Source organism: Pseudomonas sp. MMS21 TM103 (assembly GCF_022132145.1).
Taxonomy (GTDB): domain Bacteria; phylum Pseudomonadota; class Gammaproteobacteria; order Pseudomonadales; family Pseudomonadaceae; genus Aquipseudomonas.
Map to the genome: position 1 here is coordinate 275856 of NZ_JAJISP010000003.1, position 26318 is coordinate 302173.

General features: G+C 62.8%; 32 protein-coding genes and 1 riboswitch. Of the genes, 15 read left to right on the forward strand and 17 right to left on the reverse strand.

From position 1 onward, the window contains the following. Positions 1–18 precede the first annotated feature (18 nt). Positions 19–162: riboswitch (yybP-ykoY riboswitch) on the forward strand. A 109-nt stretch (positions 163–271) separates the two neighbouring features. Together LJY18_RS12360 and LJY18_RS12365 are read left to right on the forward strand one after the other, a co-directional pair. Then, positions 272–859 (forward strand): TMEM165/GDT1 family protein, encoded by a 588-nt coding sequence (locus tag LJY18_RS12360; RefSeq protein ID WP_238042320.1) that lies wholly within the window; start codon positions 272–274, stop codon positions 857–859. A gap of 105 nt (positions 860–964) precedes the next feature. After that, positions 965–1408, forward strand: a complete 444-nt coding sequence (locus LJY18_RS12365; protein WP_238042117.1) for a ketosteroid isomerase-related protein — start codon at positions 965–967, stop codon at positions 1406–1408. A gap of 114 nt (positions 1409–1522) precedes the next feature. Here LJY18_RS12365 and LJY18_RS12370 read toward each other — a convergent pair whose 3' ends face one another. From LJY18_RS12370 to LJY18_RS12385, 4 genes are all read right to left on the reverse strand, one after another. Beyond that, a complete protein-coding gene (locus tag LJY18_RS12370) occupies positions 1523–2344 on the reverse strand; it encodes a M48 family metallopeptidase (RefSeq protein ID WP_238042118.1) in 822 nt (273 codons plus the stop codon). 198 nt (positions 2345–2542) lie between these two features. Further along, a complete protein-coding gene (locus tag LJY18_RS12375; RefSeq protein ID WP_238042119.1) occupies positions 2543–3160 on the reverse strand; it encodes an SOS response-associated peptidase in 618 nt (205 codons plus the stop codon). Between the two features lie 169 nt (positions 3161–3329). Next, positions 3330–3590, reverse strand: a complete 261-nt coding sequence (locus LJY18_RS12380; RefSeq protein ID WP_238042120.1) for a putative signal transducing protein — start codon at positions 3588–3590, stop codon at positions 3330–3332. Then, positions 3590–3772 carry a CPXCG motif-containing cysteine-rich protein gene (locus tag LJY18_RS12385; RefSeq protein ID WP_238042121.1) on the reverse strand — a complete coding sequence of 61 codons (183 nt, stop codon included), beginning with the start codon at positions 3770–3772 and terminating at the stop codon, positions 3590–3592. The genes LJY18_RS12380 and LJY18_RS12385 overlap by 1 nt, the downstream gene beginning before the upstream one ends. Positions 3773–3882: 110 nt before the next feature. Here LJY18_RS12385 and LJY18_RS12390 point away from each other — a divergent pair, with 110 nt between their 5' ends. After that, positions 3883–5049: a 1-acyl-sn-glycerol-3-phosphate acyltransferase gene (locus tag LJY18_RS12390; RefSeq protein WP_238042122.1), complete on the forward strand. Its 1167-nt coding sequence runs from the start codon at positions 3883–3885 to the stop codon at positions 5047–5049. Between the two features lie 81 nt (positions 5050–5130). Here LJY18_RS12390 and LJY18_RS12395 read toward each other — a convergent pair whose 3' ends face one another. Next, a complete protein-coding gene (locus LJY18_RS12395) occupies positions 5131–5418 on the reverse strand; it encodes a hypothetical protein (RefSeq protein ID WP_238042123.1) in 288 nt (95 codons plus the stop codon). A 387-nt stretch (positions 5419–5805) separates the two neighbouring features. On the opposite strand from LJY18_RS12395, the gene LJY18_RS12400 reads away from it, so the two are divergent. Further along, positions 5806–6015 (forward strand): hypothetical protein, encoded by a 210-nt coding sequence (locus LJY18_RS12400; protein WP_238042124.1) that lies wholly within the window; start codon positions 5806–5808, stop codon positions 6013–6015. Positions 6016–6350: 335 nt separating this feature from the next. On the opposite strand, the gene LJY18_RS12405 is transcribed toward LJY18_RS12400, so the two are convergent. After that, the gene (locus LJY18_RS12405; protein ID WP_238042125.1) at positions 6351–6935 is read right to left on the reverse strand and encodes a YajG family lipoprotein; all 585 of its coding nucleotides are present in this window, start codon (positions 6933–6935) and stop codon (positions 6351–6353) included. A gap of 171 nt (positions 6936–7106) precedes the next feature. On the opposite strand from LJY18_RS12405, the gene LJY18_RS12410 reads away from it, so the two are divergent. Beyond that, the gene (locus LJY18_RS12410) at positions 7107–7340 is read left to right on the forward strand and encodes a hypothetical protein (protein WP_238042126.1); all 234 of its coding nucleotides are present in this window, start codon (positions 7107–7109) and stop codon (positions 7338–7340) included. Between the two features lie 113 nt (positions 7341–7453). Here LJY18_RS12410 and LJY18_RS12415 read toward each other — a convergent pair whose 3' ends face one another. Beyond that, the gene (locus LJY18_RS12415; protein ID WP_238042127.1) at positions 7454–7753 is read right to left on the reverse strand and encodes a hypothetical protein; all 300 of its coding nucleotides are present in this window, start codon (positions 7751–7753) and stop codon (positions 7454–7456) included. A gap of 51 nt (positions 7754–7804) precedes the next feature. Between LJY18_RS12415 and mqo the strand changes: the two genes are divergently transcribed. Beyond that, positions 7805–9319, forward strand: a complete 1515-nt coding sequence (gene mqo / locus LJY18_RS12420) for a malate dehydrogenase (quinone) (protein ID WP_238042128.1) — start codon at positions 7805–7807, stop codon at positions 9317–9319. 291 nt (positions 9320–9610) lie between these two features. Here mqo and LJY18_RS12425 read toward each other — a convergent pair whose 3' ends face one another. The 3 genes from LJY18_RS12425 to LJY18_RS12435 form a co-directional block, all read right to left on the reverse strand. Then, entirely contained in the window at positions 9611–9967 is a 357-nt protein-coding gene (locus LJY18_RS12425; protein WP_238042129.1) for a PilZ domain-containing protein, read from the reverse strand. Between the two features lie 60 nt (positions 9968–10027). Next, positions 10028–10450 (reverse strand): DUF4124 domain-containing protein, encoded by a 423-nt coding sequence (locus tag LJY18_RS12430; RefSeq protein WP_238042130.1) that lies wholly within the window; start codon positions 10448–10450, stop codon positions 10028–10030. Positions 10451–10522: 72 nt separating this feature from the next. After that, a complete protein-coding gene (locus LJY18_RS12435) occupies positions 10523–10885 on the reverse strand; it encodes a tetratricopeptide repeat protein (protein ID WP_238042131.1) in 363 nt (120 codons plus the stop codon). Positions 10886–11059: 174 nt separating this feature from the next. On the opposite strand from LJY18_RS12435, the gene LJY18_RS12440 reads away from it, so the two are divergent. Then, the gene (locus LJY18_RS12440) at positions 11060–11986 is read left to right on the forward strand and encodes a universal stress protein (protein ID WP_238042132.1); all 927 of its coding nucleotides are present in this window, start codon (positions 11060–11062) and stop codon (positions 11984–11986) included. Between the two features lie 55 nt (positions 11987–12041). Further along, positions 12042–13493: a pyruvate kinase gene (gene pyk, locus LJY18_RS12445; protein WP_238042133.1), complete on the forward strand. Its 1452-nt coding sequence runs from the start codon at positions 12042–12044 to the stop codon at positions 13491–13493. Positions 13494–13571: 78 nt separating this feature from the next. Here the strand turns inward: pyk and LJY18_RS12450 are convergent, their stop codons facing one another. From LJY18_RS12450 to LJY18_RS12460, 3 genes are read right to left on the reverse strand one after another with little or no spacing between them, the layout of a single operon-like run. Next, the gene (locus LJY18_RS12450) at positions 13572–14345 is read right to left on the reverse strand and encodes an enoyl-CoA hydratase (RefSeq protein ID WP_238042134.1); all 774 of its coding nucleotides are present in this window, start codon (positions 14343–14345) and stop codon (positions 13572–13574) included. 33 nt (positions 14346–14378) lie between these two features. Then, complete coding sequence (locus LJY18_RS12455; RefSeq protein ID WP_238042135.1) at positions 14379–15320, reverse strand: iron-sulfur-binding ferredoxin reductase; 942 nt, start codon at positions 15318–15320, stop codon at positions 14379–14381. Next, on the reverse strand, positions 15313–16440 hold the full coding sequence (locus tag LJY18_RS12460) for a GGDEF domain-containing protein (protein WP_238042136.1): 1128 nt from the start codon (positions 16438–16440) through the stop codon (positions 15313–15315). Before LJY18_RS12460 ends, LJY18_RS12455 begins: the two co-directional genes overlap by 8 nt. A gap of 240 nt (positions 16441–16680) precedes the next feature. Here LJY18_RS12460 and LJY18_RS12465 point away from each other — a divergent pair, with 240 nt between their 5' ends. Then, the gene (locus LJY18_RS12465; protein ID WP_238042137.1) at positions 16681–18204 is read left to right on the forward strand and encodes a fumarate hydratase; all 1524 of its coding nucleotides are present in this window, start codon (positions 16681–16683) and stop codon (positions 18202–18204) included. A gap of 69 nt (positions 18205–18273) precedes the next feature. Here LJY18_RS12465 and LJY18_RS12470 read toward each other — a convergent pair whose 3' ends face one another. From LJY18_RS12470 to LJY18_RS12485, 4 genes are all read right to left on the reverse strand, one after another. Then, positions 18274–18675, reverse strand: coding sequence for a hypothetical protein (locus LJY18_RS12470; protein ID WP_238042138.1), 402 nt, complete (start codon positions 18673–18675; stop codon positions 18274–18276). A gap of 74 nt (positions 18676–18749) precedes the next feature. Beyond that, a complete protein-coding gene (locus LJY18_RS12475; RefSeq protein ID WP_238042139.1) occupies positions 18750–19700 on the reverse strand; it encodes a class I SAM-dependent methyltransferase in 951 nt (316 codons plus the stop codon). Between the two features lie 185 nt (positions 19701–19885). Then, the gene (locus LJY18_RS12480) at positions 19886–20770 is read right to left on the reverse strand and encodes a carbon-nitrogen hydrolase family protein (protein WP_238042140.1); all 885 of its coding nucleotides are present in this window, start codon (positions 20768–20770) and stop codon (positions 19886–19888) included. Beyond that, a complete protein-coding gene (locus tag LJY18_RS12485) occupies positions 20767–21357 on the reverse strand; it encodes a GNAT family N-acetyltransferase (protein ID WP_238042141.1) in 591 nt (196 codons plus the stop codon). Before LJY18_RS12485 ends, LJY18_RS12480 begins: the two co-directional genes overlap by 4 nt. Before the next feature lie 115 nt (positions 21358–21472). On the opposite strand from LJY18_RS12485, the gene LJY18_RS12490 reads away from it, so the two are divergent. From LJY18_RS12490 to LJY18_RS12515, 6 genes are all read left to right on the forward strand, one after another. After that, the gene (locus LJY18_RS12490; RefSeq protein WP_238042142.1) at positions 21473–21871 is read left to right on the forward strand and encodes a nuclear transport factor 2 family protein; all 399 of its coding nucleotides are present in this window, start codon (positions 21473–21475) and stop codon (positions 21869–21871) included. A gap of 148 nt (positions 21872–22019) precedes the next feature. Continuing rightward, positions 22020–22709 (forward strand): thermostable hemolysin, encoded by a 690-nt coding sequence (locus LJY18_RS12495; RefSeq protein WP_238042143.1) that lies wholly within the window; start codon positions 22020–22022, stop codon positions 22707–22709. Next, a complete protein-coding gene (locus LJY18_RS12500) occupies positions 22693–24165 on the forward strand; it encodes an AMP-binding protein (RefSeq protein ID WP_238042144.1) in 1473 nt (490 codons plus the stop codon). Before LJY18_RS12495 ends, LJY18_RS12500 begins: the two co-directional genes overlap by 17 nt. Then, the gene (locus tag LJY18_RS12505; RefSeq protein WP_238042145.1) at positions 24165–24824 is read left to right on the forward strand and encodes a TenA family transcriptional regulator; all 660 of its coding nucleotides are present in this window, start codon (positions 24165–24167) and stop codon (positions 24822–24824) included. The genes LJY18_RS12500 and LJY18_RS12505 overlap by 1 nt, the downstream gene beginning before the upstream one ends. 2 nt (positions 24825–24826) lie before the next feature. Continuing rightward, entirely contained in the window at positions 24827–25618 is a 792-nt protein-coding gene (locus LJY18_RS12510) for an SDR family oxidoreductase (RefSeq protein WP_238042146.1), read from the forward strand. A 12-nt stretch (positions 25619–25630) separates the two neighbouring features. Then, entirely contained in the window at positions 25631–26281 is a 651-nt protein-coding gene (locus tag LJY18_RS12515; protein WP_238042147.1) for a hypothetical protein, read from the forward strand. The last annotated feature ends 37 nt before the right edge of the window (positions 26282–26318 follow it).

Consider the following 26318-nt stretch of genomic DNA (forward strand, 5'->3'; position numbering starts at 1 on the left):
GCTGCGGTTGGGCAGAATGCCCGCGTCCTAGGGGAGTAGTCTCCCGCGAGCAACTGCTCGCCCGGCACGCGTCAACATACTTGGTCCACCGACCATGGTGCGTGCGACCCTCAGCCCAGCAATATGGGCTGGCGCTGTGTCAACCATCAGCCACTGGCTGGCGACACTGCGCACGGGGTTTGACAAGACCTATGACACGCACACCTTACCCGGGGCGGGAAGGCTGTACGTGTCATAGCCATGTCGACCCGCCCCGTTAGGAAGTCTGATGCTGGAATCCCTGTTCGTCCCTACCCTGATCGTTGCCCTGGCCGAAATCGGCGATAAGACCCAATTGCTCGCGTTGCTGCTGGCCGCGCGCTTTCGCCAACCTCGACCCATTATCCTTGGCATCGTGGTCGCCACCCTGGCTAACCATTTCCTGGCTGGTGCCACCGGCAACTGGGTAGCCGGGCTGTTTTCCCCGCTGACCTTGAGCTGGACGCTCGCCGCCTCCTTCGTCGCGGTGGCCCTGTGGACCCTGGTTCCCGACAAACTGGATGACGATGAAAGCTCGCGCTTCAAGCGCTACGGTCCGTTCCTGACCTCTCTGGTCGCCTTCTTCATCGCTGAGATGGGCGACAAGACCCAGGTTGCCACCGTGATGCTGGCCGCACAGTACCCTCACCTTGCGCTCGTAGTGATCGGCACTACCCTGGGCATGCTGATCGCCAACGTCCCGGTGGTACTGGTCGGTAACTTCGCCGCCGACCGCTTGCCACTGACCCTGATTCGGCGCCTGGCTGCGTGCGCCTTCGCCGCATTGGCGGCCTATGCCAGCTACCAGGCCCTGCAACTCGGCGGGCACTTATGGTATTGATTTGACGCCGATCCTCTGGCGCTCAAAGCGATATATTGGCTAATCTAGCGGCAGATAAGGTGGGCAGTATCTTGCGCACCTTACTCAACAAGCCAAGGAGAGCGCATGTCATTGGATGATCGGAAAAAGTTGGTCTGCCAGCATATCAACCTGTCGTGGAACAAAGGTTGCCTGGCCCTGGCCGAACAGCTGCACAGCAAGGATTTTCTCTACAAGAGCTCGTTTGTCGGCCACCACTTGGGCAGCGCGGCCTTCTCCCAGCTGATCCAGGATATCCGCAAGGCCATGCCAGACTTGCAGGTAGTGGTCGAGGAATGCATTGCCGAAGGCAATAAGGTAGTCACCTGGAGCACCCTGATCGGCACCATCGAGCAACCGGCCATGGGTTACCCGCCGAGTGAAAAGGTGTTGAGCATCGCGGCGATGGCCTTCTGGACGCTGACGCCGAGCAACGAGATCCAGGAAATCTGCACCATGTTCGACATGGAAAGCTTCCGCGCCCAATTGGGCCTGGACACTCGCTCCTTCTCGGAAAAAGCCCTGCCGTAAGTCGGCTCCGCGCCAACCTGGTCAGGGTCACGCCGCCAATGGACTGCCCAGCGGCCCCGACCAGCGGTGCGTACAGCGCTTTCTATACGAAGCGGGCACGCACCCGAGACACTGTCAGCGCGTGGCCTTGGCCTGCTCGTAAAGCGGCATGACTTTCGGAATTGCCGCCTGCAAGGCCGCGATGCGGCTGCTCGACGACGGGTGAGTGCTCATGAACTCTGGCGGCGCACCATTGCTGGCCTGGGCCATCTTGCGCCATAGACTGATCGCGGCGTTCGGGTTGTAGCCGCTGCGGGCAGCCAGTTCCAGCCCGAGCAGATCAGCCTCGTTCTCGTTGCCCCGGCTGTTGGGCAAGGTCAGGCTGTACTGCACCACGGTATCGGCCATGGCCATACCCACCTCGCCCAGGCCGAGCAGCGCACCGGCGCCCTGCTTGGCCAGCCCCACGCCATAGGCCTTGGACATGGCTTCACGGCTATGCTCGCGCAGGGCATGGGCCATTTCATGGCCGATGATCGCGGCGATTTCATCATCGTTCAGTTGCAGCTTATCGATCAGCCCGCTGTAGAAGAGGATCTTGCCACCCGGGCCGCAGCTGGCATTCAGCTCGGGACTCTTGATCAGATTGACCTCCCACTGCCACTGCGCGGCATCGGGGCGGAAGATCGGCGCCTGCCTGATCAAGCGACCGGTGATGACCTGCAACCGTTTGGCGCTGGCGCTGCTCTTGTCCAGCACACCCTTGCTCGACGCCTCACCCAGGGTCTTCTGATAGGACTGCGCATACATCTGATTGATCTCTTGGCTCGAAAGCATGCCAAACATGTACTGCTTGCGCTCGACACCCACCGCGCCACCGCTGGTGGTGTTCACGGCTTGGCATCCTGCCAGCAGCAAGGCCGCGGCCAGCGCGGTAAAGGACAACGTCTGGTTCATGCTGAGTCTCCATTCGATTAAGCAACGTATGCTAGGCCTGCCCCCTTGGGCGAGCAACCGGCAATCGCGGGAAGAACGTCGGCTAGTCGTTATCGCTGCCAGACCCTGCGCACGATAAACAGTCACGTCGCGCACGCCGCTTTGATAGGGCCGACCGGCCGGCAATAAGTTCCACCCCCGGCACACTATTGACGGCAGCTACGCCGGTGTCAGGCACTCGGGGGCGTTCAGCTTGGGATCATTGACCAGGTTGGCCAGGACCCGCTCGCGCAGCAACGGTTGCGGACGGGCTAGCAGCGCTGCAAGTTCATCGCGCGGTGTATCGGCCGCCAGCCACAGCGCCTGGGAGGCGGCGTCGAGGATCAGCGGGCGGCGCTGATTGGCCGCAGGCTGGGTCACCACTGCCGCACTGAGATAGACACAGCCCTCGACCGGATACGCCTCCCACAGCGCGGCGAAATACAGCGGGCTATCTTCGCTGGTCAGCCAATATGGCCGCTTGCGCGCAGAGCCGCGCCATTCGTAAAAACCATTGGCCGGCAACAACCCGCGGCGCAGGCGAAAAGCATCGCGGAACATCGGCTGCTCGGCCAGCGTTTCCGCCCGAGCCTGCGCCGGGGTTTTCGACAGATCCGTCAGCCATGGCGGGGTCAGCCCCCAGCGGGCGCGAACCAGCTGGCGCTCAGCCGCGACGGTTCGCAACAACAGCACCTGGGCGCCGGGCGAAATATTCCATTGCGGCTGCTGATCCGCGGGAAATCCGGGCAAGGCCGCGAATGCTGGCGACCAACGGAACAGGGCATAACGTCCACACATGAGGCAACTCGATAACAGGTAGGCAGCGGGCCAGGCAGGGCCGGCTGTGGAATGGGAAACCCGCGAAGACCAGGGGCGACGCATCACAGGCTATCGTTCAGGCGGCCTGGACAGGCTCAACCTTCGCGCGCGGCGCAGCCTGCACGTCCACTACGACGCGCCGAAGCAACTAGCAGAGCAGCACGCCCTGAAAATCCTCTGGTTCATCATTGGCCAACGGTTGCGCAATATTGTACGTGGCGATCAACTGATGCGCGCGTTCGGCCTGTACATCGTCGACCAGCAGACCGAGCAAGCCACAGGCCGGCAGCTCGCCAACCCCGCCGAGCAGGTGCTCGCCGATCAGGTGGGCCTGGATGCCCTCACTGGCCAGCATTGCCTGCAGCAATTCGCCTTCCAGCACGTCCTGCGGCTCGTAAATGCGCTGCATCAGTCGTTTTCTCCACGCACATCGAGCGTCCAGACAATGCCGTCGGTTCGCAAATCGAAGACAATGGGCCGACAACACACCGGGCAATCCTCGATGTACTGTTGATCACCAGCGGAAAGGTCGAGCAGGGCTTCGACCGACTCACCACAGTACGGGCATTGATAAAGCTGACTTTCCAGCATCGCAGTCTCCATGTGACTTGTAGGTATAATCGCCGGTCTATCGCTGGTCCCAAGCACGGAACCACCCTCCTCAACATTCTGTTAACCACAGCCAACCACGACAAGAGAGCATGATGGGCGAATTCGATGCCATCCGACCTTACGCCGATTCCGAAGTACCCACTGTTCTGGCGCGCTTGCTGGCAGACGACGAATTTCTCGACATCCTCACCCAGTATCGCTTCCCACGCCTGACCGGCGCACTGGGCTGGCTGCTTAAACCACTTATAGCCTATCGACTGCGAGTTGAGTTCAGCAACGTCGCCTCGGTAGCGGCGCTGCAGGAAAAAGTCGAGGTTTACGTCGACCAGAGCATCGAGCGCGCCACCGACGGCGTCACCTATTCCGGCGTCGAGCAACTCAAGGCTGGCAGTGCCTACCTGTTCCTGGCCAACCACCGCGACATCGTCATGGATCCGGCCTTCGTCAATTACGCGGTGTACCACGCCGGCCTGCCGACCCCGCGCATCGCGATTGGCGACAATCTGCTGCAGAAGCCGTTCGTCAGCGACCTGATGCGCCTGAACAAGAGCTTTATCGTGCATCGCTCGCTCAGCGGCCGCCGCGAGAAGCTCGCGGCCTACCAACTGCTGTCGGCCTATATCAATCACTCGATCCGCACCGATTGCGAGTCGATCTGGATCGCCCAGGCCGAGGGCCGCGCCAAGGACGGCAACGACCGCACCGACTCGGCGATCCTCAAGATGTTCCACATGAGTCGCAAGAACGAACCCTTTGCCGAAGTGATCGCTGCGCTGAAACTGACCCCGGTGTCGATCAGCTATGAATACGACCCCTGCGATCAGGCCAAGGCCCGCGAGCTGTTCATCCGCGCCAGCAGCGGCAGCTACAGCAAAGCGCCGGGCGAAGACGATCAGAGCATCGCCCTCGGCATTACCGGCTATAAAGGTCGCGTGCATATTCACTTCAGTGCGCCAGTGAGCCGCGGCCTGGAAGACAGCAAGCAGCTGGCCGCCGAGATGGACAGACAGATTCTCAGCGGGTACCGGTTATTCCCCGTGCATTACCTGGCCTACGCCATGTGGAGCGCGCGCGATCCGGCCCTCGACGTACCCAGCGCCGCACAGCTGTTTCCCGCCGAGGAACTGGCTCGCGCAGAAGCCGAGTGGAACAAGCGCCTGGCTCGCTGCCCGGTCGAACAGCAGCCTTATCTGGTGCTGCAATATGCCAATCCGGTGCGCAACCAATACCGGGTGAAAGCCGGATTGCCGCTCTAGGAATGCTTGATCCGACAAGCAATAGCGGCAACCCAGGGCTGCCGCTATTGCTTGAAAGCACTGCCTCCGCCTGACGGCATTTCAGAGCTGGGTGCTGCCCCAGGACAGCGCGAGCGACGCCGCCAGGCTGGCAAAACCGAAGCGATAAAAAAACTGGTTAAGACGCAAGGTCGGGGCGTCGAACACACTCACCTCCTCGACCATCTCCTTGGCAGCGCTGCCCGCGATCACGCGTGCCACTGCACGCCGCTCACGCACGCGGGTGGCCAGCAGCAACCAGCCCCCGGCAAGCCCGAAGAACAGGGCGAGGGTATTCAACGACTGCGCGGGATGGGCAAGAAAAACAGACCAAAGTGCCTGCAACGGCATAGCAACCTCCACATCAAATTGGTGCGCGGATCACGCCGGCGCACCACGAAAGGGAAAATGCCGGCGCTGCCGGACGGAATGAAGCGACTGCACTGATCCTGAAGGGGGAAGGAAAGCCCGATGTTCCTCGGGATAGGCGCTGAATTTCCGCCTCACGCGCTTTCATCAGTCGCACTTCACACCGCCGCAACCCACCGGACGACCCGAAATACCGCGCGCAGTTTACTGAAGCAGCTGATTTAGAAGTTTCGTTTCCGACGAACGAAGGAGCCATCTCAAAATCGTCTAAGAATCGTCATATTCCTGGCCTAAGCTTTGAATTCTTTTCAGCTACGCCGCCGCCATCGCTGCACGGGGCGCGTCCAATATGCCTGCGGAGGAATTGCCATGCTCACGCCACAACCGCTTGACCGTGATTACCTGATCGATTCACTCGACGAGATGGAAGAAGCGGTAATCAACGAACTGTCCTTCAACGTCCAGGACCACCACTGGCTGGTCTATTGCGCCCTTGGCGGCCATGAACACTATGACCTGCCGGACATCGACCAGCACACCGGCTTCAGCTTGCCGGAGTTTTATGCCGACGCGGCCTGAATCCCCATCAACGCCAAGCCCCCCAGCAATAGCCTGCAACCAAGAGAAAACGCCGCTTCCCGTTACCGGTAAGCGGCGTTTTTTTATCTGCAGTCGCAGCACCAAGACGGGGCCCCCAGCAGCTCTGACTGATGGGCTGCAGCCATCGCAAACAATCCTTGGGCAGGCGCCACACGGCACTGTCTTCAATAAAAAATGCCGCTTATCCCTCGCGGGGAAGCGGCATTTCTCCTGGATCACGAATGATGCGACTTGTCGCTGACAACCAAGACCTGACGAACCGGCTATTGGCTAAACAGCGTTGCGCTACGCACCGATTGTTTATCGACTGGCGCTTATTGGCGGAGCATTTGGCCGACGGTCGGATCCTTGAACGCACGGGTCAGCGCATCGCTCAACACATCGCCAACCAGCTTACTATTGGTTTCCTGGTTCGGCGCCATGCCAAAGCGCTGGTTCATCGAGGCGCCGTAGCGGCCGTTGTATCGGCGCGAACTGTTCTGCACGTCGATGCGAAAGGTCGCGGTGATATCGGACTCGGTGACGTACAGGCCTTCTTTCGGCGACTGGTACTTCAACTCGGCCAGGGTCAGGGTCAGTTGCGGCGCGTTGTAGGCATTCGGGGTCGGGGTGAAACCAAGCAGGCGCACCGCCGCTTCAGCCTGGGCTTGCAGTTTTGGCAGAATGTCCTGACCAGTCACGACGATCGCGCTGGTTTCCGGGTACAAGCCACCACGCGTACCGAGTACCGGCGACGGACGACCGTCGACAACCTTCACCACTACCGGCTGACCCTGACCAACGGCGGCCAGCGGGGCATTGATCTTGGGTTGCGGGCTGAGTTGTTGCGGGCTGTGGGCACAGCCGACCAAGGCCAGGCTGACGACAGCGATCAGAGCAAACGATAGGCGATGCAGCATGCTCATCTCTCCATGGATAGGGCACAAAATTGAGCGAGCAGTATACCCACGCACCTGGCGCGCTGACAGCGCCACTTCACAGAGCCGAGGGCGCCGATCGCAGCCACTGTCACCGCCTTGTCATGCCCGCCTGGCATAAGACTTTAGTCGTCAACCGCCTGAGTCCATGTCATGTTCTCCCTTCGTTCCTGGCTCGCCCCGCGCCGTCACATTCGCACATTTGCCCTGCTCGACGAGCACGGCCTGTGTCGCGCCTTTCGCCAGTCAGCCCAGGCGCCACAAGGCCTGGACTGGACCGAGGTCAATCAGCAACGACTCGGCTGGCTGCATAACCCACTCCCTGCCAGCGCCCGAATCGCCTCAACCGCGACAAAATCGACCGCCGCCGAGGCCTCGGCGGCCTGACCGGTGGAAGAAGAAAAGTCACTTGGTGCGAACAATTTCTCTGTATTCGTCTTATAATCGCGCCCCGATTATAAGGACGCCTCCTGATCGGGCCTCGCCGTACCGCTGATGCATTAGCCATCGGCACGCCCCAGAGAGTCGCCCACTTCGCGCAGCCCCTTCCGGCTCGCCGCTTTACCCATTACGCAGAACGCCTTGCAACCATGCAACGGGAGTTTTGCGCGGGTAAAAAGGCTGGCCTGGGCGAGCGAGCTTTTGAGGTTCACGGCTCCAAAAGAGCGTGAAAAAAACGGTTTCAACAACTTCACAAGAGTGTGGCGAAAATGAACGATCTTGCGGCTGGGCAATGCTCCGTCATCCCCTCCTGCCTCACCCCGGGACATCTCAGCGACTGCTGATAGGCGTTGTTTCACGCTTAGGCCTCTGGCCGTCAATTGGGTGCTGCATTTTTAGGAGAAGTGATAATGGCGCAGAACGATTACGAAACGGTAGATGCGGTGCTGGTTGGTGCCGGCATCATGAGCGCGACCTTGGCCGTGCTCCTGAAAGAGCTTGATCCAGGCCTCACGCTGGAAGTCATCGAACTGATGGAATCCGGCGCGATCGAAAGCTCCAATCCTTGGAACAATGCCGGGACCGGCCACGCCGGACTGTGCGAGCTGAATTATACGCCGCAGGCGGCGGATGGTTCGATCGACATCAAGAAGTCGGTGACCATCAACACCCAATTCGAAGAGTCGAAGCAGTTCTGGGCTTATTTGATCGAAAAGGGCGCCGACAAAGGCACCTTTGGTTCGCCAAAATCCTTCATCACTCCGGTGCCGCACCTTAGCTTCGTGCGCGGCCAGGAAGGCATCGACTTCCTCAAGACGCGGTTCAAGGCGCTGACCCAGCACCACGCCTTCGCCGAAATGGAGTACACCGAAGACCGAGCCACCATGGCCGAGTGGATGCCACTGATGCTGCCGGGCCGCGATCCGCAAGAGCCGATCGCCGCGACCCGGGTCATGGCAGGTACCGACGTCAATTTCGGCGCGCTGACCAAACACCTGCTCGACCACCTGGGCAAACAGCCCAACGCACAGATCAAATGCAGCCAGAAGGTCACCGGCCTCGAACGCAACGAGCAAGGCTGGCGCGTCAGCATCAAGGATCAGCAGAACGGCAGTCACCGCACGATCCAGGCCAGGTTCGTCTTCCTCGGCGCCGGCGGTGCCGCCCTGCCGTTGCTGCAGATGTCCGGCATTCCCGAAGGCAAAGGTTACGGCGGCTTCCCGGTGAGCGGCCAATGGTTGCGCTGCGACAACCCCGAGGTGGTCAAACAGCACGAATCCAAGGTCTACAGTCAGGCCGAAGTGGGCTCGCCGCCGATGTCGGTGCCGCACCTCGACACCCGCGTGGTCGATGGCAAGAAATCCCTGCTGTTCGGGCCCTACGCCGGTTTCTCGACCAAGTTCCTGCGCCACGGCTCCTTGCTCGACCTACCGCTGTCGATCCGCCCCAACAATATCGGCCCGATGCTTGCGGTGGCACGCGACAACTTCGAACTTACCCGCTACCTGATCAAGGAAGTGATGCAGTCCGATGAAAAGCGCCTGAAGACCCTGCGCGGCTTTTACCCACTGGCGAAAGCCGAGGACTGGCGCCTTGAAATGGCCGGCCAGCGCGTGCAGATCATCAAGAAAGATGCCAAGCACGGCGGCATCCTGCAGTTCGGCACCGAACTGGTTTCGGCTCAGGACGGCTCCATCGCCGCCCTGCTCGGCGCATCGCCAGGTGCCTCGGTGACCGTGTCGATCATGCTCGACCTGATTCAGCGCTGCTTCCCCAAGCAGGTTGAATCCGAGCAGTGGCGCAGCAAACTGAACGAGATCTTCCCCGCCATGGCCGACGTGCTTGCCAACAATGCCGAACGCTACAGCGAGGTGCAGGCGCGTTCCGACGAACTGCTGCAACTGAACGAGCCGGCAATGGCTTGAGTTGGCGGCATAACTGAGAAAACCGCCTTGCGAGGCGGTTTTTTTATGGACGCTGTTTCGTTCAAGCAGCGCACGGACCCATTCCTGTCGATCCTGCGGCCCTTCTCACCGCGAGATCTCAGAGATTGGAAAATATCGAGCGCCGCCGCGCCCAGACGATCGACCGCCCCCACATCACATCGCACGATTGCCTAGCGGCTTTTGCAGGATGCGCTTGAGCGATCCCCACCGGCGATCCGCCGGCCTATTGGCCAAGCATATACAGGGTTCGCGGCAACCCGCATGAGCCACCTAGGCAGAGGCACCCAGCGGGTAGAAGCTGAAGTATTGACGCAACGACCCGACCATCTCGACGAACTCGGCGGGCGGCGCCACCAAGGCGAAACCCGAGTCGAAGCTGCCTGGCGTGACATCCTCGCGAGACCACTGACAGGTGGCTGAGAAATCGATGAAGCGCAGCGCAGTCTGCCCTGGAATCTTCAAGCGCATGTCGAAACGGGCACCGACCAGCAGTGGTAATTGACTGATCAACATCAGGCCGTCCAACGACACATTGCCGATATAGCCCATAGGCTTATCGGTAATGCGGTTGAACACCTTCAGGTAGCAAGGCAACTGCTGGCGTTCAATTCGGCGCTGAATGGGCATAATGGCACATCGCTATGAAGAGTATCTAAGTATGGCCGCACTCTTGCTGTTGGACCAGTTTCAGGAACAGCGTTCGGATACTCGGTCGCGCAGCTGACGACGAGCGGCATCAAGCTGTTGATCGCTGTAAAAGGTCCGTTCGCCATTCGCCTCGGAGCGGAAATAGCGCCGGCCTTCCTGGAGCTGCGCCAACCTGTTGCGCAGCTCGGCACATTCCTGCGCACGCTGGGTTTGACGTGCGGCTGAGGCAACCGAAGCCTGCGCCTGCTCGGCGCGGCGTGCCTCGTAGAAACGCGCGGCACGCTCCTCGCGCTGGCGAGTCGCCTCGTCACGCTCGATCACCTGTGGCCTGACCTCGACCTGCTCGGCCCCGGGCGCAACAGGGCGCTGAGCGAAGTGCACCTGACCATTGGCATCGACCCAGCGGTAAATCTCTGCCGCGGCCAATCCAGGCAGCAACAGAAGACAGAGCAACAGGCGCATGATTTTTTCCTCCCTGAACGATCCATCAGCTTACCCCTGCAAGCTCACGCCGCCAAACCCCGTGACCCGTGATCAGAGTGCCTTGGCTGCACCTGCCGGACGGTAATGCCCCAATTGCTGCAAGGTTTCCAGGCGCGCGCGGGCGCGGAACGCGTATTCGCTGGTGGGATAGCGACTGATGAGAAACTCATAGGTCTGCGCCGCATCGACGAACAGGTTTTGCCGCTCCAGGCACTGGCCACGCAACAGGGAGATTTCCGGCTGCAGGTAGCGACGCGAACGGCTTTTACGCTCGGCCTGGGATAGCTCCAGCATGACCTGCGGACAATCGCCCTGCTCATAGGCGCGATAGGCATTGTTCAAGTGGTGGTCGAGCGACCAGCGGGTACAACCGGCGGCGCTGAGCGCCAGGATCAGAATCAACAGGGTTCGCATGGGTATCTCCTCCAATGAGCAGTGTATCGACTGACATGCAGAAATCTGCAGACTCATGCCGATCGCCGGTGCAGACGCCAAGCAATAGCCGGTCCACTAAGCTGATACAGATCAACGCCAGCAGCGCTCCCATGCGTTGCAATGTGCAGCTAACCCACAGCGAGGTCCAGGGCCATGAATCTGCAACAGCTACTGGTTGTCATCGACCCCCAGCAGACACACCAGCCGGCACTCGAGCGGGCACTATGGCTGGCACGCAAGACCGGCGCGAAACTGCACCTGCTGCTGGTCGAATACAACGCCGCCCTCGAAGCCGGCCACCTGTTCGATACGGCCATGCAAAGCCGAGGGCGGGCCGCCTTGCTCGAACGCGGCATGCAATGGCTGGAGGAATTGGCCGCGCCACTGCGGGCCGAGGGCCTGGAACTGCATCTGGACGTGCGCTGGGGCAAGCCGCTGCACAAGCTGGTACTGGAGAAAGTGACAGAGCTGGTGCCAGATCTGGTGCTCAAGGCCACCGTGCATGACAGCCTGCTGCGCCGACTGCTGCTGACCAACAGCTGCTGGCAGTTGATCCGCCATTGCCCGGCACCGCTATGGCTGGTGCATCATGCCGAATGGCAGGGCCATAGCCTGTGCGCAGCGCTCGATCCACTGCACAGCGCCGACAAGCCGGCGGCGCTCGATCATCAGCTGATTCGCGCAGCCAGCGAGTTGAGCCGTCAACTGGGCATGCAGGCCCACTACCTGCACAGTTATTCCGCCTTGCCGCGCACCCTGATGTTCGATGCCGAACTGCTGGCCAATTACGATGACTATGTCGCCCGCTGCGCCGCCCAGCACCGCGAAGCCTTTGCCCAGTTGATCGGCCAATACCCGATCGCCACGTCCGACACCCACTTGATCGAAGGCTTTGCCGAAGAAGTCCTGCCACGCTTTGTTCGCGAGCAGCATGTCGACCTGCTGTTGATGGGCGCCATCGCTCGCGGCCACCTGGATACCGCCCTGATCGGGCATACCGCGGAGCGCATTCTGGAGAACGTGGACTGCGATTTACTGGTGCTCAAACCCGAACAGAAAGGTAGTGCAGAGCAACAATGACTACAGGATTGCAGCGTAGTAGCCTCGCGCTCAATCGCAACTCAGGAGTCCGTGCATGACCTTTCGCCGTACCAAAATCGTCGCCACCCTTGGTCCATCGAGCAACTCGCCCGAAGTCCTCGAACAACTGATCATCGCGGGCCTGGATGTGGCCCGCCTGAACTTCTCCCATGGCACGCCGGACGAGCACAAGGCCCGCGCCAAGCTGGTACGCGAACTGGCGGCCAAGCATGGCCGGCATGTCGCCCTGCTCGGCGACCTGCAAGGACCGAAGATCCGCATTGCCAAGTTCGCCTGCAAGCGCATCGAGCTCAAGGTCGGCGACACATTCACCTTTTCCACCAGTCATCCGCTGACCGAAGGCACCCAGGAAATCGTCGGCATCGACTACCCGGACCTGGTCAAGGACTGCGGCGTTGGTGATGAGCTGTTGCTCGACGATGGTCGGGTGGTGATGCGCGTGGACACTGCGACAGCCGACGCCTTGCGCTGCTCGGTATTGATCGGCGGCCCGCTGTCCGACCATAAAGGCATCAACCGTCGCGGTGGCGGTCTGACCGCGCCGGCACTGACCGAGAAAGACAAGGCCGATATCATCCACGCTGCCGAGATGGACCTGGATTACCTGGCCGTGTCCTTTCCGCGCGATGCGTCGGACATGGAGTACGCGCGCCAACTGCGCGACGAGTCGGGCGGCACCGCCTGGCTGGTGGCCAAGATCGAACGGGCCGAGGCCGTGGCCGACGACGAAACCCTCGACGGCCTGATCCGCGCCAGTGACGCGGTCATGGTCGCCCGTGGCGACCTCGGCGTGGAAATCGGCGACGCCGAGCTGTGCGGCATTCAGAAGAAAATCATTCTGCATGCACGCCGCCACAACAAGGCGGTGATCACGGCGACTCAGATGATGGAGTCGATGATCCAGAACCCGATGCCGACCCGCGCGGAAGTCTCCGACGTAGCCAACGCCGTACTCGACTACACGGACGCAGTGATGCTCTCGGCGGAAAGCGCTGCCGGCGCCTACCCGTTGGAAGCGGTGCAAGCCATGGCGCGGATTTGTATCGGTGCGGAAAAGCACCCGACCAGCAAAGCCTCCAGCCACCGCATGGGCACGACCTTCGAGCGTTGCGACGAAAGCATCGCCCTGGCCGCCATGTACACGGCCAACCACTTCCCGGGCGTCAAGGCGATCATCGCCCTCACCGAGAGTGGCTACACGCCCCTGATCATGTCGCGGATTCGCTCCTCGGTGCCGATCTACGCGTTCTCCCCACACCGCGCCACCCAGGCGCGCGCTGCCATGTTCCGCGGCGTCTACACCGTACCGTTCGACCCGGCGGCCCTGCCTCCGGAACAAGTCAGCCAGGCGGCCGTGGACGAACTGCTCAAGCGTGGCGTGGTCAAGCCGGGTGACTGGGTGATTCTGACCAAGGGCGACAGCTATCACACCATCGGCGGCACCAACGGCATGAAGATCCTCCACGTCGGTGAAGCGCTGGTGTAAGGACCCGCCTCAGCATGCACAAGGCCGCTCGATGAGCGGCCTTGTGCTATCCGCAGGGTACGCCGTGCACTCTGGCGGTTAGCCGAATGGGGAGAAGTCCGGCGCACGCCGCTGCATGAAGGCCGTCAGCGCTTCGATGGCTTCCGGCGAGCGCAGGCGCTGGCCGAACAGCGCGCCCTCCTCCTCGATCACCCGGCGCAACTCCTCACGCCCAGGCGCGCGCATCAGGCGTTTGCTGTCGGTCACGGCCGAAGGCGGCAGTTGCTGGAAGCGCAGCGCCATCTCGCGGGCCTTGGCCAAGGTCGCGGCGCCGTCCTCCAGGGCCTGGTTGGCGATGCCCCAGACAGCCGCCTGCTCGCCGGTGAAGCTTTGCCCGAGCAGCAGCAACTCGGCGGCCCGCGCATGCCCGAGCAGGCGTGGCAGAATCAGGCTGGAGCCGTATTCGGGGCACAGGCCCAGATTGACGAAGGGCATCTTCAGGATCGCCTCACGGCTGACGTAGACCAGGTCGCAATGCAACAACAGGGTGGTGCCGATACCCACTGCAGGTCCGCTGACCGCCGCCACTACCGGCTTGCTGAACTCGAACAAGGCCTGCATGAACTGGAACACTTCACTGTTCAGGCCGGATGGCGGCGCCTGAATGAAATCGGCCACATCGTTGCCGCTGGTGAAGCACCTCTCGCCACCGGTGATCAGCACGGCGCGCACGCTGCTGTCTTGATCGGCTTGCTGGAGCACCTCGGCCATGCCGCTGTACATCGCCCGGGTAAGGGCATTTTTCTTGTCGGGACGGTTCATGCGCAGGGTCAACAGACCTTCTTCGCGCTCAACCTGCAGGTATTCGCTCATCACTCATGCTCCGGGGTCACGCCGCATCATTTGTTAGCGCGCGTGTGGCAAGAACAGGTCGGCAAACATCTGATTACGCGGCATACCTGCCAAATACAGGCGCCGGGTAAAAGCTTCGACACTGTCGGGGTGGCCGCAGAGTAAGGCGAGGGTTTGCCGGGAAACAAGGCGCAGTTCGGCCAAAGCCGCTGGCAACTCGGCCGCGCTGAGCAGCTCGACCTGCAGCAGCGGATACTGCGCCGCCAGCTGCATCAGGGGCTCGGCCAGGTAATGCCCGGTTCGATCATGGGCCAGGTGAATAACCCGGATGCGGCCCTGGTGATCCTGGCGCAGCGCTTCGCGCAGCACCCCGTAGAGCGGTGCCAGCCCGGTGCCGGCCGCCAGCAGCCAGAGTGGGCGCATCTGCCAGTCGGGGTCGTAGTGCAAGGCGCCACCGCGCAGCTCGCCGAGGCGCAAGCTATCGCCCGGTTTGAATGACCGCGCCGCATCGCAGAACGCGCCGCTTTGGCGACAGTCCAGATGGAACTCCAGCCAGGGGTCTTCGCCAGGCAGGCTGGCCAACGAATAAGGCCGGGCAATCCCCGTGTCGGTCCAGAGCACCAGATGCTGACCGGCACGGTAACGCAGCGGTTGCTGGGGAATCAGGCGCAGGCGCAACACATCCGGACTGAGCCAGTCGCAGGCATCGATCTGCGCGGGGCGTCCATCGCGCATCGGGTCGAACACCTCGACCTGCAAGTCGTCGACGATTCGGCACTGGCAGGCCAGCCGCCAGCCCTGCTCGCGGCGCTGCTGGTCAAGCGCCTCGGGCTTGGCATCCAGCGGCTCACCGCGCAGGCAGCGCACCAGGCAGGCGTGGCAACTGCCCGAGCGGCAACTGTAAGGCACACTGACGCCGCCCTGCAGCAGGGCATCGAGCAGGTTGCTGGCAGGCGCAACGGTCAACCGCTGCTCACCCACCCGGAGTTCAGGCATCGACACCCTCCCAGGCTGCCGCGCAGCGGTTACGCCCGCTACGCTTGGCCCGGTAGAGCGCCTGATCGGCGCGTTGCAGCGCCTCATCCAGATCATCGTGCATGGTCAATAAGGTCATTCCGATGGACAAGCTCAGAGTATCCACCTTTATGCCCAAGGGTTCAGCCTGATTGAAGGCCTCGCGCAAGCGCTCGCAACAGGCGGTGAACTGATCGGCCTGGGTATTGGGCAGCAGCAGCACGAATTCCTCGCCGCCGTAGCGCGCGATGATATCGCCATCGCGCAGACAGCTTTGTGCCACGGTGGCGAAGGTCTGCAGGACACGATCGCCAGCGGCATGACCGTGGGCATCGTTGACCCGCTTGAAGTGGTCCAGGTCGATCAGCGCCAAGCCATGCTGACTGCCCGCGCGCAGGTTTGTCAGTTCAGCGTTGGCAAAGCGCAGGAAATGGCGGCGGTTGAACAGGCCGGTCAGTTCATCGGTGGCCACCAGGTCTTCGAGCTGGCGCATCATGCCGCGCAGGGTGTCCTGGTGCGCTTGCAAGGCGAAACGCCGCTGGCGCATGCGCTGCCGCATGGCCTGCACATAGCTGGCAAACAGACTCAGCCAGAGCATCACGCCGCCCAGCACACTGACCTGCAAGATAGCCAGACGAGCATCGTCCAGTTGGTACAGATACGCCTCGTACAGGTTGAGCCCGGCGAAGCCGAAAAAAGCGATGACCGCGCAGCGCGCAAACACCCTGGGTGGCAACTGGAAGACTCCGAACAACAGGATCAGCACGTAGATCACCAGCAAGGCGCCGCGCCCATTGGCAAACATGCCCAACAATACCGTCAGCCAGAACAAGGCCACCAGCACCTGCGCTTCGGTCAGGCTGGGGTCACGAACACGCAGATTCAGCCCGGAGAGAAACAGACCGAGAAAGGCCAACTGAGAGAGCGATGCCAATCCGGTGAGCAGCAGTACGGTCGGTATGGAGGTACGAAACAGATCATGGAATACCGCGATCCAGCACAGCAGCCCCGTCAGGGCGTAACTCGCCGTCGCCATGCCGAAGCGCTTCAGCAGCAGGCGCTGCAGGGTATGCTGAGTGACCCGCTGATGGCTTAGGCTCATGGGGACTTATGGGCTCCATCCCATACTGGCATTCAGCCGCCACTCTACGCCCGTACCTATCAAATGCCTAGCACGTTTGAGGGGCCGATCAGCGACCAGGTTCGACCGTTGGCGACTGTCCGCTCAGCCGCCCGCGCGTTATACTGCCGCGCCTTTTTTTACTGCACCTGCGCGTCGACTTGTGGTTCGCCGTCGCCAAAGTTTTGCCCTACTCCTACCTCTATAAAAGGAGCGCCAAGCATGACCGTGATCAAGCAAGACGACCTGATCCAGAGCGTCGCCGACGCCTTGCAGTTCATCTCCTACTACCACCCCGTGGATTTCATCCAGGCCATGCATGAGGCCTACCTGAAGGAAGAATCGCCGGCCGCGCGCGACTCCATGGCGCAGATCCTGATCAACTCGCGCATGTGCGCCACCGGTCACCGGCCGATCTGCCAGGACACCGGCATCGTCACCGTGTTCATCCGGGTCGGCATGGACGTGCGCTGGGACGGCGCCACCATGAGCGTCGACGACATGATCAACGAAGGCGTGCGCCGCGCCTACAACCTGCCGGAGAACGTCCTGCGCGCCTCGATCCTGGCCGACCCGGCCGGTGCCCGCAAGAACACCAAGGACAACACCCCGGCGGTGATCCACTACTCCATCGTCCCCGGCGACAAGGTCGAGGTCGACGTCGCGGCCAAGGGCGGCGGCTCGGAGAACAAGTCGAAGATGGCCATGCTCAACCCGTCCGACTCGATCGTCGACTGGGTGCTCAAGACCGTGCCGGAAATGGGCGCCGGCTGGTGCCCGCCGGGCATGCTCGGCATCGGCATCGGCGGCACCGCCGAGAAGGCCGCCGTGATGGCCAAGGAAGTGTTGATGGAGTCCATCGACATCCACGAGCTGAAGGCCCGCGGCCCGTCCAACCGGATCGAAGAACTGCGCCTGGAGCTGTTCGACAAGGTCAACCAGCTGGGCATCGGTGCCCAGGGCCTGGGCGGCCTGACCACCGTGCTCGACGTCAAGATCATGGACTACCCGACCCACGCCGCCTCCCTGCCGGTGTGCATGATCCCCAACTGCGCCGCCACCCGTCACGCCCACTTCGTCCTCGACGGTACGGGTCCGGCCGAGCTGGAAGCGCCGTCCCTGGACGCCTACCCGGAAATCGTCTGGGAAGCGGGCCCGAGTGCGCGCCGCGTCGACCTCGACAGCATCACCCCGGAAGACGTGCAGAGCTGGAAGCCGGGCGAAACCGTGCTGCTAAACGGCAAGATGCTCACCGGTCGCGACGCCGCGCACAAGCGCATGGTCGAGATGCTCAACAAGGGTGAACAGCTGCCAGTCGACCTCAAGGGCCGCTTCATCTACTACGTCGGCCCGGTCGATCCGGTCGGCGACGAAGTGGTTGGCCCTGCTGGCCCGACTACCGCCACGCGGATGGACAAGTTCACCCGGCAGATCCTCGAAAGCACCGGCCTGCTCGGCATGATCGGCAAGTCCGAACGCGGCCCGATTGCCATCGAGGCGATCAAGGACAACAAGGCCGTGTACCTGATGGCCGTCGGCGGCGCCGCCTACCTGGTGTCGCAAGCGATCAAGAAGTCCAAGGTACTGGCCTTCGCCGAACTGGGCATGGAAGCGATCTACGAGTTCGAGGTCAAGGACATGCCGGTGACCGTCGCGGTCGACACCAAAGGCGAGTCGGTGCACATCACCGGCCCGGCGATCTGGAACAAGAAGATCCACGACAGCCTGGCAGTTGAAATCAAGTAACAGCCACTGCCTTTAACGACAAACCCGGCCATGTGCCGGGTTTGTCGTTTTCATGGGTAAGTGCCAGCGTCAGTCCAGCGGCTCATCGTCACGAATCAGGGTGTATTGCCGGCCCCGCTCGTCGTCAATGTAATCGTGCACATAGAACATCACGACCTCCCCCTGCCCCGGCATGGTCGCCACATAATCGCCAACCTCGGCCACGAAGAAGTCAGCCGAACCGGGCTTGGCCTCGCACTCGATGTAGGCGTTAAGGAAGGTATCGGGTTCGGCATCGCCGAAGTACTCGGCACGTTCGAGTTCATCCCATTCGACAGGCGCCTGGAACACGCCGCTGAACAGAATCTTGGCATCGCCAAGGTCCAGCTCTTCAGCATCGGGATCATCTTCATCCGGGCGGTAGACGGTGCAGTCCTGGGCGTCCGGGTGGCCGAGAATGGCCAGGCGCTGCTGGGGGTCGGTCTGGGGCACGTGGAGCTCCTTATTCAGGATTGCAGCCTACAGGAGGCCTCGAAAGTTGTGAGAATAGCCATCGGCGAGCATGCTCACTGACGCCCAGTGTGGCGGGTAAAGACCAGGGCTTTCAAGCCGCTGTCAGGCTGGATATCGGTAAACTCCGGCGGGTTGTCCAGGCGCTGGTCAAAACGCAGGTCTGGCGCCTCAAGGGCCATGCTGTCCAGCAGGAAGTCGGGGCCAATATCCGGGTCGTTGATGCAGGCCAGCACACTGCCGTGCTCGCCGAGCAACTCGGGCAGGCGACGCAGGACTTTTCGATAATCCTGGGTCAGGACAAAGCTGCCCTTCTGGAATGACGGCGGGTCGATGATGATCAGGTCATAGGGGCCGTGTTTTCTTATCGCGCCCCAGGATTTGAACAGGTCGTGACCGAGGAAGCTCACCCGCCTCAGGTCATGCCCATTGAGCCGGTGATTGTCTCGCCCGCGACTCAACGCCGCCTTGGCCATGTCCAGGTTCACCACATGCTCGGCGCCACCGGCGATGGCGGCCAGCGAAAAACCGCAGGTGTAGGCGAACAGATTGAGGACCCGCTTGCCTTGAGCCTGGGCCTGCACCCAACGGCGACCATAGCGCATGTCGAGAAACAGGCCGGTATTCTGCTTCTTGCCCAAATCCAGCTTGAAACGCAGGCCATTTTCGCTGATCAGCCATTCATCGCGAACCTCGCCCAGCAACCACTGGGTTTCGCTGTCCGGCAAATAGCGGTGTTGCAGCAACAGGCTGTGAGCCTGACTGCTCAGCCAGGCGGGCGAGCGGGTCAGCGCCATGAGCATGTGTTTCAGCGCAATCAGCTGGTCTGGCTCCGGCTCGCGGAACAGCGACACCAGCAGCACCCCCTGCAACCAGTCGACCGTGACCTGCTCGAGCCCCGGCCAGCAGCGCCCCCGGCCATGGAACAGACGCCGGGTTTCGGCGGGGGCGGGACTTAACGCGGCGAGCAACTGCTGCTGCAGGGTAGCGATTGCATCTGAATTCATGGGGGCTCTTATCACCTGGACGTTGCGGCGCATTTTAAACGCAATAAGGCCATGTCCCCTGAAAAACTCAGAAGCTGTGAAAATAACCAGCGTCGTCGTGAGACCGTCTCCAGGCGTTCGCGGCAAGGTGCGCTACGTTCCGCTCGAAGCAAAGCGACAGCCCTCCTGCACAAGCAGCCGACCGCTCAAAGGATCTCCAGGCACCCCGGCGTGAACTGTTCCGGCCAGTCGCGGCGGGTCAATACCTGGCCCTGCTGGCGCACCCGGCGCACGGCGTCCAGGTCCAGCTCGCAGAGCAACCAGTGACTGCGATCCGGGCAGAGTTCGGCGCTTTCGGCGAGTACGCCGTCGGCTGGCAGGCCGTAGTCTGGCGGCAGGTAGAGCGCGGCGCGGCCGTAATTTTCATCCAGTGCCGGCGACCAGGGCGCCAGGCCGACGCAGGGCGCCTGCAGCACCGCGACCTGATTCTCCAGGGCGCGGGCCTGGGCGCCGATACGCACGCGGTAAAAACCGGCCTCACTGTCAGTGCAACTGGGCGCAAGGATCAGGTCGACGCCGGCCTCGGCCAGGCGGCGGGCGAGCAGGGGGAATTCGTTGTCGTAGCAGATCAGGATGCCCAGCTTGCCCAAGGCGGTGTCGAACACACGCAAGCCGCTGCCCGCGGTGATCTGCCACTGCTCGCGTTCGAAGCGGGTCATGATCAGCTTGTCCTGGCTGCCCAGGTTGCCCTCGGGACCGAACAGCCAGGCGCGGTTGCGGTAGCAGCCGTCACTGTCCAGCACCGGCAGCGAGCCGGGTTGCAGGTAGACACCCAGGCGTTGCGCCAGCCCCGCGCACAGCTCGATCCAGGCCGGCAGCAACGGCTGGATACCGGCGATAGAGGCGTGCAGATCGCCACGCTGCCCGGCGGGCAACTGACCGCTGAGCACCAGCCCGGCGTACTCCGGCAACAGCAGCAACTGCGCGCCCTGCCCCGCCGCGTCTTCGCACAACTCAGTCAGGTGGCGGGCATAGGCCTCCCAGCTCGGCAGCAGATCGATGTGGTACTGGCAGGCGGCGAGCGTGATCACTGGCGCAGATCCTTCAGCCAGAACGACATGGGCTTGGCCGACTCGTCACTTTCATCCAGATCCTGCCAGCTGAGCTCGGTATGCAGTTCGGGGTGATGACGGTAGCCGCGCCGTGCCCAGAACTCATTCAGCGGCTGGTAGTCGAGCGGACGCCGCGGATGATCCGGCGCCCGTTCGACCGCACAGAAGGCGCACCAATCGAAACGGCCGAGCCGCCGCGCATGGCCTTCGCGCTCGGCAAAGAAGCGCACACCCAGGCCCTGGCCGCGATAAGCCGGCAGCAGCACCGACTCGCCGAAATAGAAGATTCGTTGAGGGTTCCAGCCGCCGTCGATGAAGGGCCGCTTGAACGCAGCGGTTTCGTCGGCCAACGGCAGGCCGGTGGAGGCGCCAACCACCCGCCCCTCATCCAGCGCCAGGACTACCAGACTGTCGGCCGATTGCGCGTAGGCCTGCAGGTACCCGGCCTCGTAGTCGAGCGAGCCGTCATACAGATAGGGAAACTCGCGGAACACGGCGATGCGCAGGCGCGCCAGGTCGTCGATATGGGGTGCAATGGCCGGGCCATGCAGCAGGCGGATATCCATCAAGCGTGTCGTTCCGTTACCGGTAGATGACGCCAGCGGCTATGCCGGCGCGAAAGGCAGAACTTATCATGCCGGCCGAACGCCGAACCAACCCCCAAGCGACCGGAGTATTGCCATGACCGCAACCGAACTGGTGCACGCCTATTACGCCGCCTTCAATGCCGGCGACATGCCCGCCTTTCTCGAGCTGCTCAGCGATGAGGTGGTACACGACATCAACCAGGGCGAGCGTCAGGTCGGCAAAGCCAGCTTCGCCGCCTTCATGGACAAGATGAACCGCTGCTACCGCGAACGCCTGAGCGACATCGTGGTGCTGCAGAACCGCGAGGGCAACCGCGCCGCTGCCGAGTTCGTGGTGCACGGCGAGTACCTGGCCGATGACGCCGGCCTGCCACCAGCCAACGGCCAGACTTATGTGCTGCCGGCCGGCGCCTTCTTCGCGATCGATGGCGGCAAGCTGACGCGGATCAGCAACTACTACAACCTCAACGACTGGATCGCCCAGGTCGGCTGAGCGCCGCCCGCCTCGGCCACGGCAGGCGCGGCCGGCCCTTGCCACGTGCATGCGCCGGCGCCACTCCCAAACAGATTGCGATCGCTTAAGTCTGCGTTAAGACTCACCACCGACACTCACACCCAAGCCAACAGATGAGGTTCCAATCATGGAGCTGCCTTGGGTGCAACACGACAAAACGTTGGCTCGAATCGGCCGCGATCAAACCATGAGCCTGTTCCTGGCTCAAGCCTCCAGCCCACGCCGGGCGAAACTGGAGGCCTTCATTCACGAGCGCTTCGCGCTGCAGCATGGCGCCCAGGTGCGTCACTTCTTGCCTTGCCTGTTCGGCCTGGAAGATGCCGACGGCCAACTGCTCGGCGCGGTCGGCCTGCGCAGCGGTGCCAGTAGCCCATTTTTTCTCGAACGCTACCTGAGCCAACCGATCGAAGGCGTGATCGCAGCGCATCACCAACATAACCCGCCGAGCCGTCAGCAGATTGTCGAAGTCGGCAACCTGGCCTCATGCGGCTCTGGCGCTGCGCGCCTGCTGATAGTCGCCCTGACCGACCTGCTGGTGGCCACGGGCTTTCGCTGGGTGACCTTCACCGGTACGCCGGGTCTGCTCAACAGCTTCCAGCGCCTGGGCCTGACCCCCTTGCCACTGGGGCCAGCCAACCCCGACTGCATGGGGGCCGAGCTGGCCGACTGGGGCAGCTACTACGACTCCCAACCGCAGGTAATGGCCGGCGACATCTACGCCGGCCATCAACGCCTGCTGCACCTCGGCGTCTATCCGCGCCTGGGTCACCAAGCCTTTTATGCCCTGGAGGATATGCCCGATGTGGCCTGCAGCTGACAGTCTGTTCGACCAATTGACCCTGCACGCCGACCGAATCGCCCTGCGCGAAGGCGAGCGGCAATTGAGCTACCGTCAGTTGCTCGACGAGGTATCGCAACGCAGCACGTGCCTGACGCAGCTCGGCGCCCAACGCATCGGCCTGGCCCTGGACAATGGCATCGACTGGCTGCTGTGGGACCTGGCGGCGTTGCAGACCGGCCTGGTCTGCGTGCCACTGCCCGGTTTTTTCTCCGCCGACCAGCAACGCCATGTGCTCGACAGCGCCGGGGTCGACTGCCTGCTCGGCCAGGACAGTCTCGCCTATCGCGAACTGGGTTTCGTCGAAACGGCCGCCGGCCTGCTGCTGCGCCCGCTGCCCCAGGTCAGCACGCTGCCCGCCGGCACCTGCAAGATCACCTACACCTCGGGCACCACCGGCCAGCCGAAGGGCGTCTGCCTGGATGCCTACACCCAGCTGCAAGTCGCCCGCAGCCTGGTCGAGGCCAGCGCGGCCTGCCGGGTCGAGCGTCACCTGTGCGTGCTGCCGTTGGCCACCCTGCTGGAGAACATTGCCGGGGTGTATGCCCCGCTGCTGGCCGGTGCCTGCATCGAACTGCTGCCGATGGCCGAAGTCGGCCTGCTCGGCGCCAGTCAGTTCGACTTGCCGCGCTTTCTCGGCGCACTGAACCGCGTGCAGCCCAATAGCCTGATCCTCCTGCCGCAGTTGCTCCTGGCCCTGGTCAGCGCCGCCGAGCGCGGTCTGCCGCTGCCCGACTCGTTGCGCTTCATTGCCGTGGGGGGCGGCCGGGTGGCGCCGCAGTTGTTCGAGCGCGCCGACGCCCTGGGCCTGCCGGTGTTCGAAGGCTATGGCCTGTCCGAATGCGCCTCGGTGGTCTGCCTGAATACCCCGCAGCAGCGCCGCATCGGCAGCGTCGGCAAGCCACTCGAGCACCTCGAGATCCGTCTCGGCCCGGACCAGGAAGTCCTGGTCAAAGGCCCACGCCTGCTCGGTTACCTGGGCGAGCCCGCGCCCCAGGGCGAATGGCTCGGTACAGGCGACCTGGGTCACTTCGAGGAGGGTTTTCTGGTCCTGCACGGGCGCAAGAAACACCAGTTCATCACCGCCTTCGGCCGCAACGTCAACCCGGAATGGGTCGAGGCCGAACTGGTTCAGCAGCTGCCGATCGCCCAGGCCTGGCTGCATGGCGAAGCGCTGCCGGAAAATGTCGCGGTGCTGGTGCCACGCTTCCCCAACACCAGTGACCAGCAACTCGACGCGGCGGTCGAGCAGGTCAACCAGCAACTCCCCGATTACGCCCGCGTGCACCACTGGCTGCGCGCCGAGCAGCCCTTCAGCGCGAACAACGAGCTGGCCACCAGCAATGGTCGCCTGCGCCGCGCAGCCCTTTACCGCCACTACCAGCACGCCATCGCACAGCTGATGGCCGATCAATCCTGTTACGGAGATGCTTGATGAGCTTCTATGAGTCCCTGCTCGAACAAACCAGCAGCGAGCGCGATTACCTGCTTGGCGCACCGATTATCCGGCAGGCGATGAGCGGCCAGGTCAGCCTGCCCAGCTACGTGGCCTTCCTCACCGAGGCCTACCACCACGTCAAGCACACCGTGCCCTTGCTGATGGCCTGCGGCGCGCGCCTGCCCGAGCGCCTGGAGTGGCTACGCGAGGCGATTGCCGAATACATCGAGGAGGAATACGGCCACCAGGAATGGATCCTCAACGACATCCGCGCCTGTGGCAGCGATGCCGATGCCGTGCGCGGCAGCACGCCGCAACTGGCCACCGAGCTGATGGTCAGCTACGTCTACGACCGCATCGCCCGGCATAACCCGGTGAGTTTCTTCGGCATGGTCACTGTCCTGGAAGGCACCAGCATCGCCCTGGCCACCCAGGTCGCGGGCGTGATCCAGGACAAGCTGCAGCTGCCGAACCAGGCCTTCAGCTACCTGACCTCCCACGGCAGCCTCGACCTCGAGCACATCGAACTGCTGAAGTCCCTGATGAACCGCCTGGACAACGACGACGACAAGGCCGCCGTGGTGCATACCGCCAAGGTGGTCTACCGCCTGTATGGCGATGTATTTCGCAGCCTGCCGCTGTCCAGCGAGGAGTGAACATGCACCTTAACGATTGCCGAGCCCTGCTCACCGGCGCCAGCGGTGGTATCGGCCAGGCGCTGGTCGAACGCCTGGTCAGCGAGGGCGCGCGCCTGCTGCTGGTCGGTCGCCAGCTCGAGCCATTGCAGAGCCTGGCCCTGCGCCACCCCGACAAGATCACCGTGGTGCAGGCCGATATCGGCCAACGCAGCGGCCGCGAGGCCGTGGTGGCTGCTGCCCAGCGCTTCGGCGGGATCAATACCCTGATCAACGCTGCCGGGGTCAACTGCTTCAGCCTGCTCGAGCAACACGACGAGCAGGCCATCGCCGAACTGATCGACATCAACGTCACCGCCACCCTGCAGCTGACCCATCGCCTGCTACCACTATTGCGCCAGCAGGCCCGGGCACTGGTGATCAACCTGGGGTCGACCTTCGGCTCGATCGGCTACCCCGGCTTCACGGCCTACTGCGCGAGCAAGTTCGCCTTGCGCGGCTTTTCCGAAGCGCTGCGCCGCGAGCTGGCCGACACCCAGATCAAGGTCCTCTACTTCGCCCCTCGCGCCACCCGCACCAGCATGAACGCGGCCAATGTGGTGGCCATGAACGACGAGCTCAACGTCACCATGGACGATCCGCTCAGCGTCGCCGCGCAACTGGTCGAGGCCATCCGCCGCGAACACGAGGAAAGTTACCTGGGCTGGCCGGAAAAACTCTTCGTGCGCCTCAACAGCCTGCTGCCACGGCTGGTCGACCAGGCGCTGCGCAAGCAATTGCCGATCATTCAACGCTTCGCCCGCTCAAAGCCCTGAAGGAGTTCCACCATGACGTTTGCCCGTACCCTGGTCTGTACCCTGCTCTGCCTGGGCAGTCTGCCTGCCTTCGCCCTGAGCGAGCAAGGCCAGCAGCAACTGCAACAGCTGCAAGGCCGTTGGGCCGAGATCAATTACCAGCTGCCGGAGAAACAACGCGAGGCAGCCTTCGCCACACTCGCCGAACAGGCGCAGCAGGCGGTCAAGGCCGAACCCGATGCCGCCGAGCTGCTGATCTGGCGCGGCATCATCCTCAGCACCCAGGCCGGGGCCAAAGGCGGTCTGGGCGCGCTGAGCCTGGTCAAGCAGGCCAAGACCAGCCTTGAACAAGCCCTGGCCGCCGATCCCAAGGCGCTGGCCGGCTCTGCCTACACCAGCCTTGGCAGCCTCTACTACCAGGTGCCGGGCTGGCCGCTCGGTTTCGGCGACGACGAGAAGGCCGAAGCCATGCTCAAGCAGGCCCTGGCGCTCAACCCCGCGGGCATCGACCCCAACTACTTCTACGGCGACTTCCTGCAGCGCAACAAACGCTACGCCGAAGCCAAGGTCGCCCTGGAAAAAGCCCTGCAGGCGCCCGACCGTCCCGGCCGCGCCAGTGCCGATGCCGGTCGGCGCGCCGAGGCGCGCCAACTGCTCGCAGAAGTCACAAAGAAACTGGAATAAGTCCGCCAAGCGGAGTTGAATGGCGAAAAATCGCCAG

Excerpts from the sequence above, each read along its gene's own strand:
- LJY18_RS12440 (WP_238042132.1), top strand. The coding sequence starts at position 11,060 with ATGAATCTGCAACAGCTACTGGTTGTCATCGACCCCCAGCAGACACAC.
- LJY18_RS12455 (WP_238042135.1), bottom strand. The coding sequence starts at position 15,320 with ATGCCTGAACTCCGGGTGGGTGAGCAGCGGTTGACCGTTGCGCCTGCC.
- mqo (WP_238042128.1), top strand. The coding sequence starts at position 7,805 with ATGGCGCAGAACGATTACGAAACGGTAGATGCGGTGCTGGTTGGTGCC.
- LJY18_RS12485 (WP_238042141.1), bottom strand. The coding sequence starts at position 21,357 with ATGGATATCCGCCTGCTGCATGGCCCGGCCATTGCACCCCATATCGAC.
- LJY18_RS12405 (WP_238042125.1), bottom strand. The coding sequence starts at position 6,935 with ATGCTGCATCGCCTATCGTTTGCTCTGATCGCTGTCGTCAGCCTGGCC.
- LJY18_RS12510 (WP_238042146.1), top strand. The coding sequence starts at position 24,827 with ATGCACCTTAACGATTGCCGAGCCCTGCTCACCGGCGCCAGCGGTGGT.
- pyk (WP_238042133.1), top strand. The coding sequence starts at position 12,042 with ATGACCTTTCGCCGTACCAAAATCGTCGCCACCCTTGGTCCATCGAGC.
- LJY18_RS12495 (WP_238042143.1), top strand. The coding sequence starts at position 22,020 with ATGGAGCTGCCTTGGGTGCAACACGACAAAACGTTGGCTCGAATCGGC.
- LJY18_RS12365 (WP_238042117.1), top strand. The coding sequence starts at position 965 with ATGTCATTGGATGATCGGAAAAAGTTGGTCTGCCAGCATATCAACCTG.
- LJY18_RS12515 (WP_238042147.1), top strand. The coding sequence starts at position 25,631 with ATGACGTTTGCCCGTACCCTGGTCTGTACCCTGCTCTGCCTGGGCAGT.
- LJY18_RS12505 (WP_238042145.1), top strand. The coding sequence starts at position 24,165 with ATGAGCTTCTATGAGTCCCTGCTCGAACAAACCAGCAGCGAGCGCGAT.
- LJY18_RS12385 (WP_238042121.1), bottom strand. The coding sequence starts at position 3,772 with ATGCTGGAAAGTCAGCTTTATCAATGCCCGTACTGTGGTGAGTCGGTC.
- LJY18_RS12400 (WP_238042124.1), top strand. The coding sequence starts at position 5,806 with ATGCTCACGCCACAACCGCTTGACCGTGATTACCTGATCGATTCACTC.
- LJY18_RS12460 (WP_238042136.1), bottom strand. The coding sequence starts at position 16,440 with ATGAGCCTAAGCCATCAGCGGGTCACTCAGCATACCCTGCAGCGCCTG.
- LJY18_RS12450 (WP_238042134.1), bottom strand. The coding sequence starts at position 14,345 with ATGAGCGAATACCTGCAGGTTGAGCGCGAAGAAGGTCTGTTGACCCTG.
- LJY18_RS12380 (WP_238042120.1), bottom strand. The coding sequence starts at position 3,590 with ATGCAGCGCATTTACGAGCCGCAGGACGTGCTGGAAGGCGAATTGCTG.
- LJY18_RS12465 (WP_238042137.1), top strand. The coding sequence starts at position 16,681 with ATGACCGTGATCAAGCAAGACGACCTGATCCAGAGCGTCGCCGACGCC.
- LJY18_RS12490 (WP_238042142.1), top strand. The coding sequence starts at position 21,473 with ATGACCGCAACCGAACTGGTGCACGCCTATTACGCCGCCTTCAATGCC.
- LJY18_RS12390 (WP_238042122.1), top strand. The coding sequence starts at position 3,883 with ATGATGGGCGAATTCGATGCCATCCGACCTTACGCCGATTCCGAAGTA.
- LJY18_RS12430 (WP_238042130.1), bottom strand. The coding sequence starts at position 10,450 with ATGCGCCTGTTGCTCTGTCTTCTGTTGCTGCCTGGATTGGCCGCGGCA.
- LJY18_RS12475 (WP_238042139.1), bottom strand. The coding sequence starts at position 19,700 with ATGAATTCAGATGCAATCGCTACCCTGCAGCAGCAGTTGCTCGCCGCG.
- LJY18_RS12370 (WP_238042118.1), bottom strand. The coding sequence starts at position 2,344 with ATGAACCAGACGTTGTCCTTTACCGCGCTGGCCGCGGCCTTGCTGCTG.
- LJY18_RS12375 (WP_238042119.1), bottom strand. The coding sequence starts at position 3,160 with ATGTGTGGACGTTATGCCCTGTTCCGTTGGTCGCCAGCATTCGCGGCC.
- LJY18_RS12500 (WP_238042144.1), top strand. The coding sequence starts at position 22,693 with ATGTGGCCTGCAGCTGACAGTCTGTTCGACCAATTGACCCTGCACGCC.
- LJY18_RS12410 (WP_238042126.1), top strand. The coding sequence starts at position 7,107 with ATGTTCTCCCTTCGTTCCTGGCTCGCCCCGCGCCGTCACATTCGCACA.
- LJY18_RS12395 (WP_238042123.1), bottom strand. The coding sequence starts at position 5,418 with ATGCCGTTGCAGGCACTTTGGTCTGTTTTTCTTGCCCATCCCGCGCAG.
- LJY18_RS12425 (WP_238042129.1), bottom strand. The coding sequence starts at position 9,967 with ATGCCCATTCAGCGCCGAATTGAACGCCAGCAGTTGCCTTGCTACCTG.
- LJY18_RS12435 (WP_238042131.1), bottom strand. The coding sequence starts at position 10,885 with ATGCGAACCCTGTTGATTCTGATCCTGGCGCTCAGCGCCGCCGGTTGT.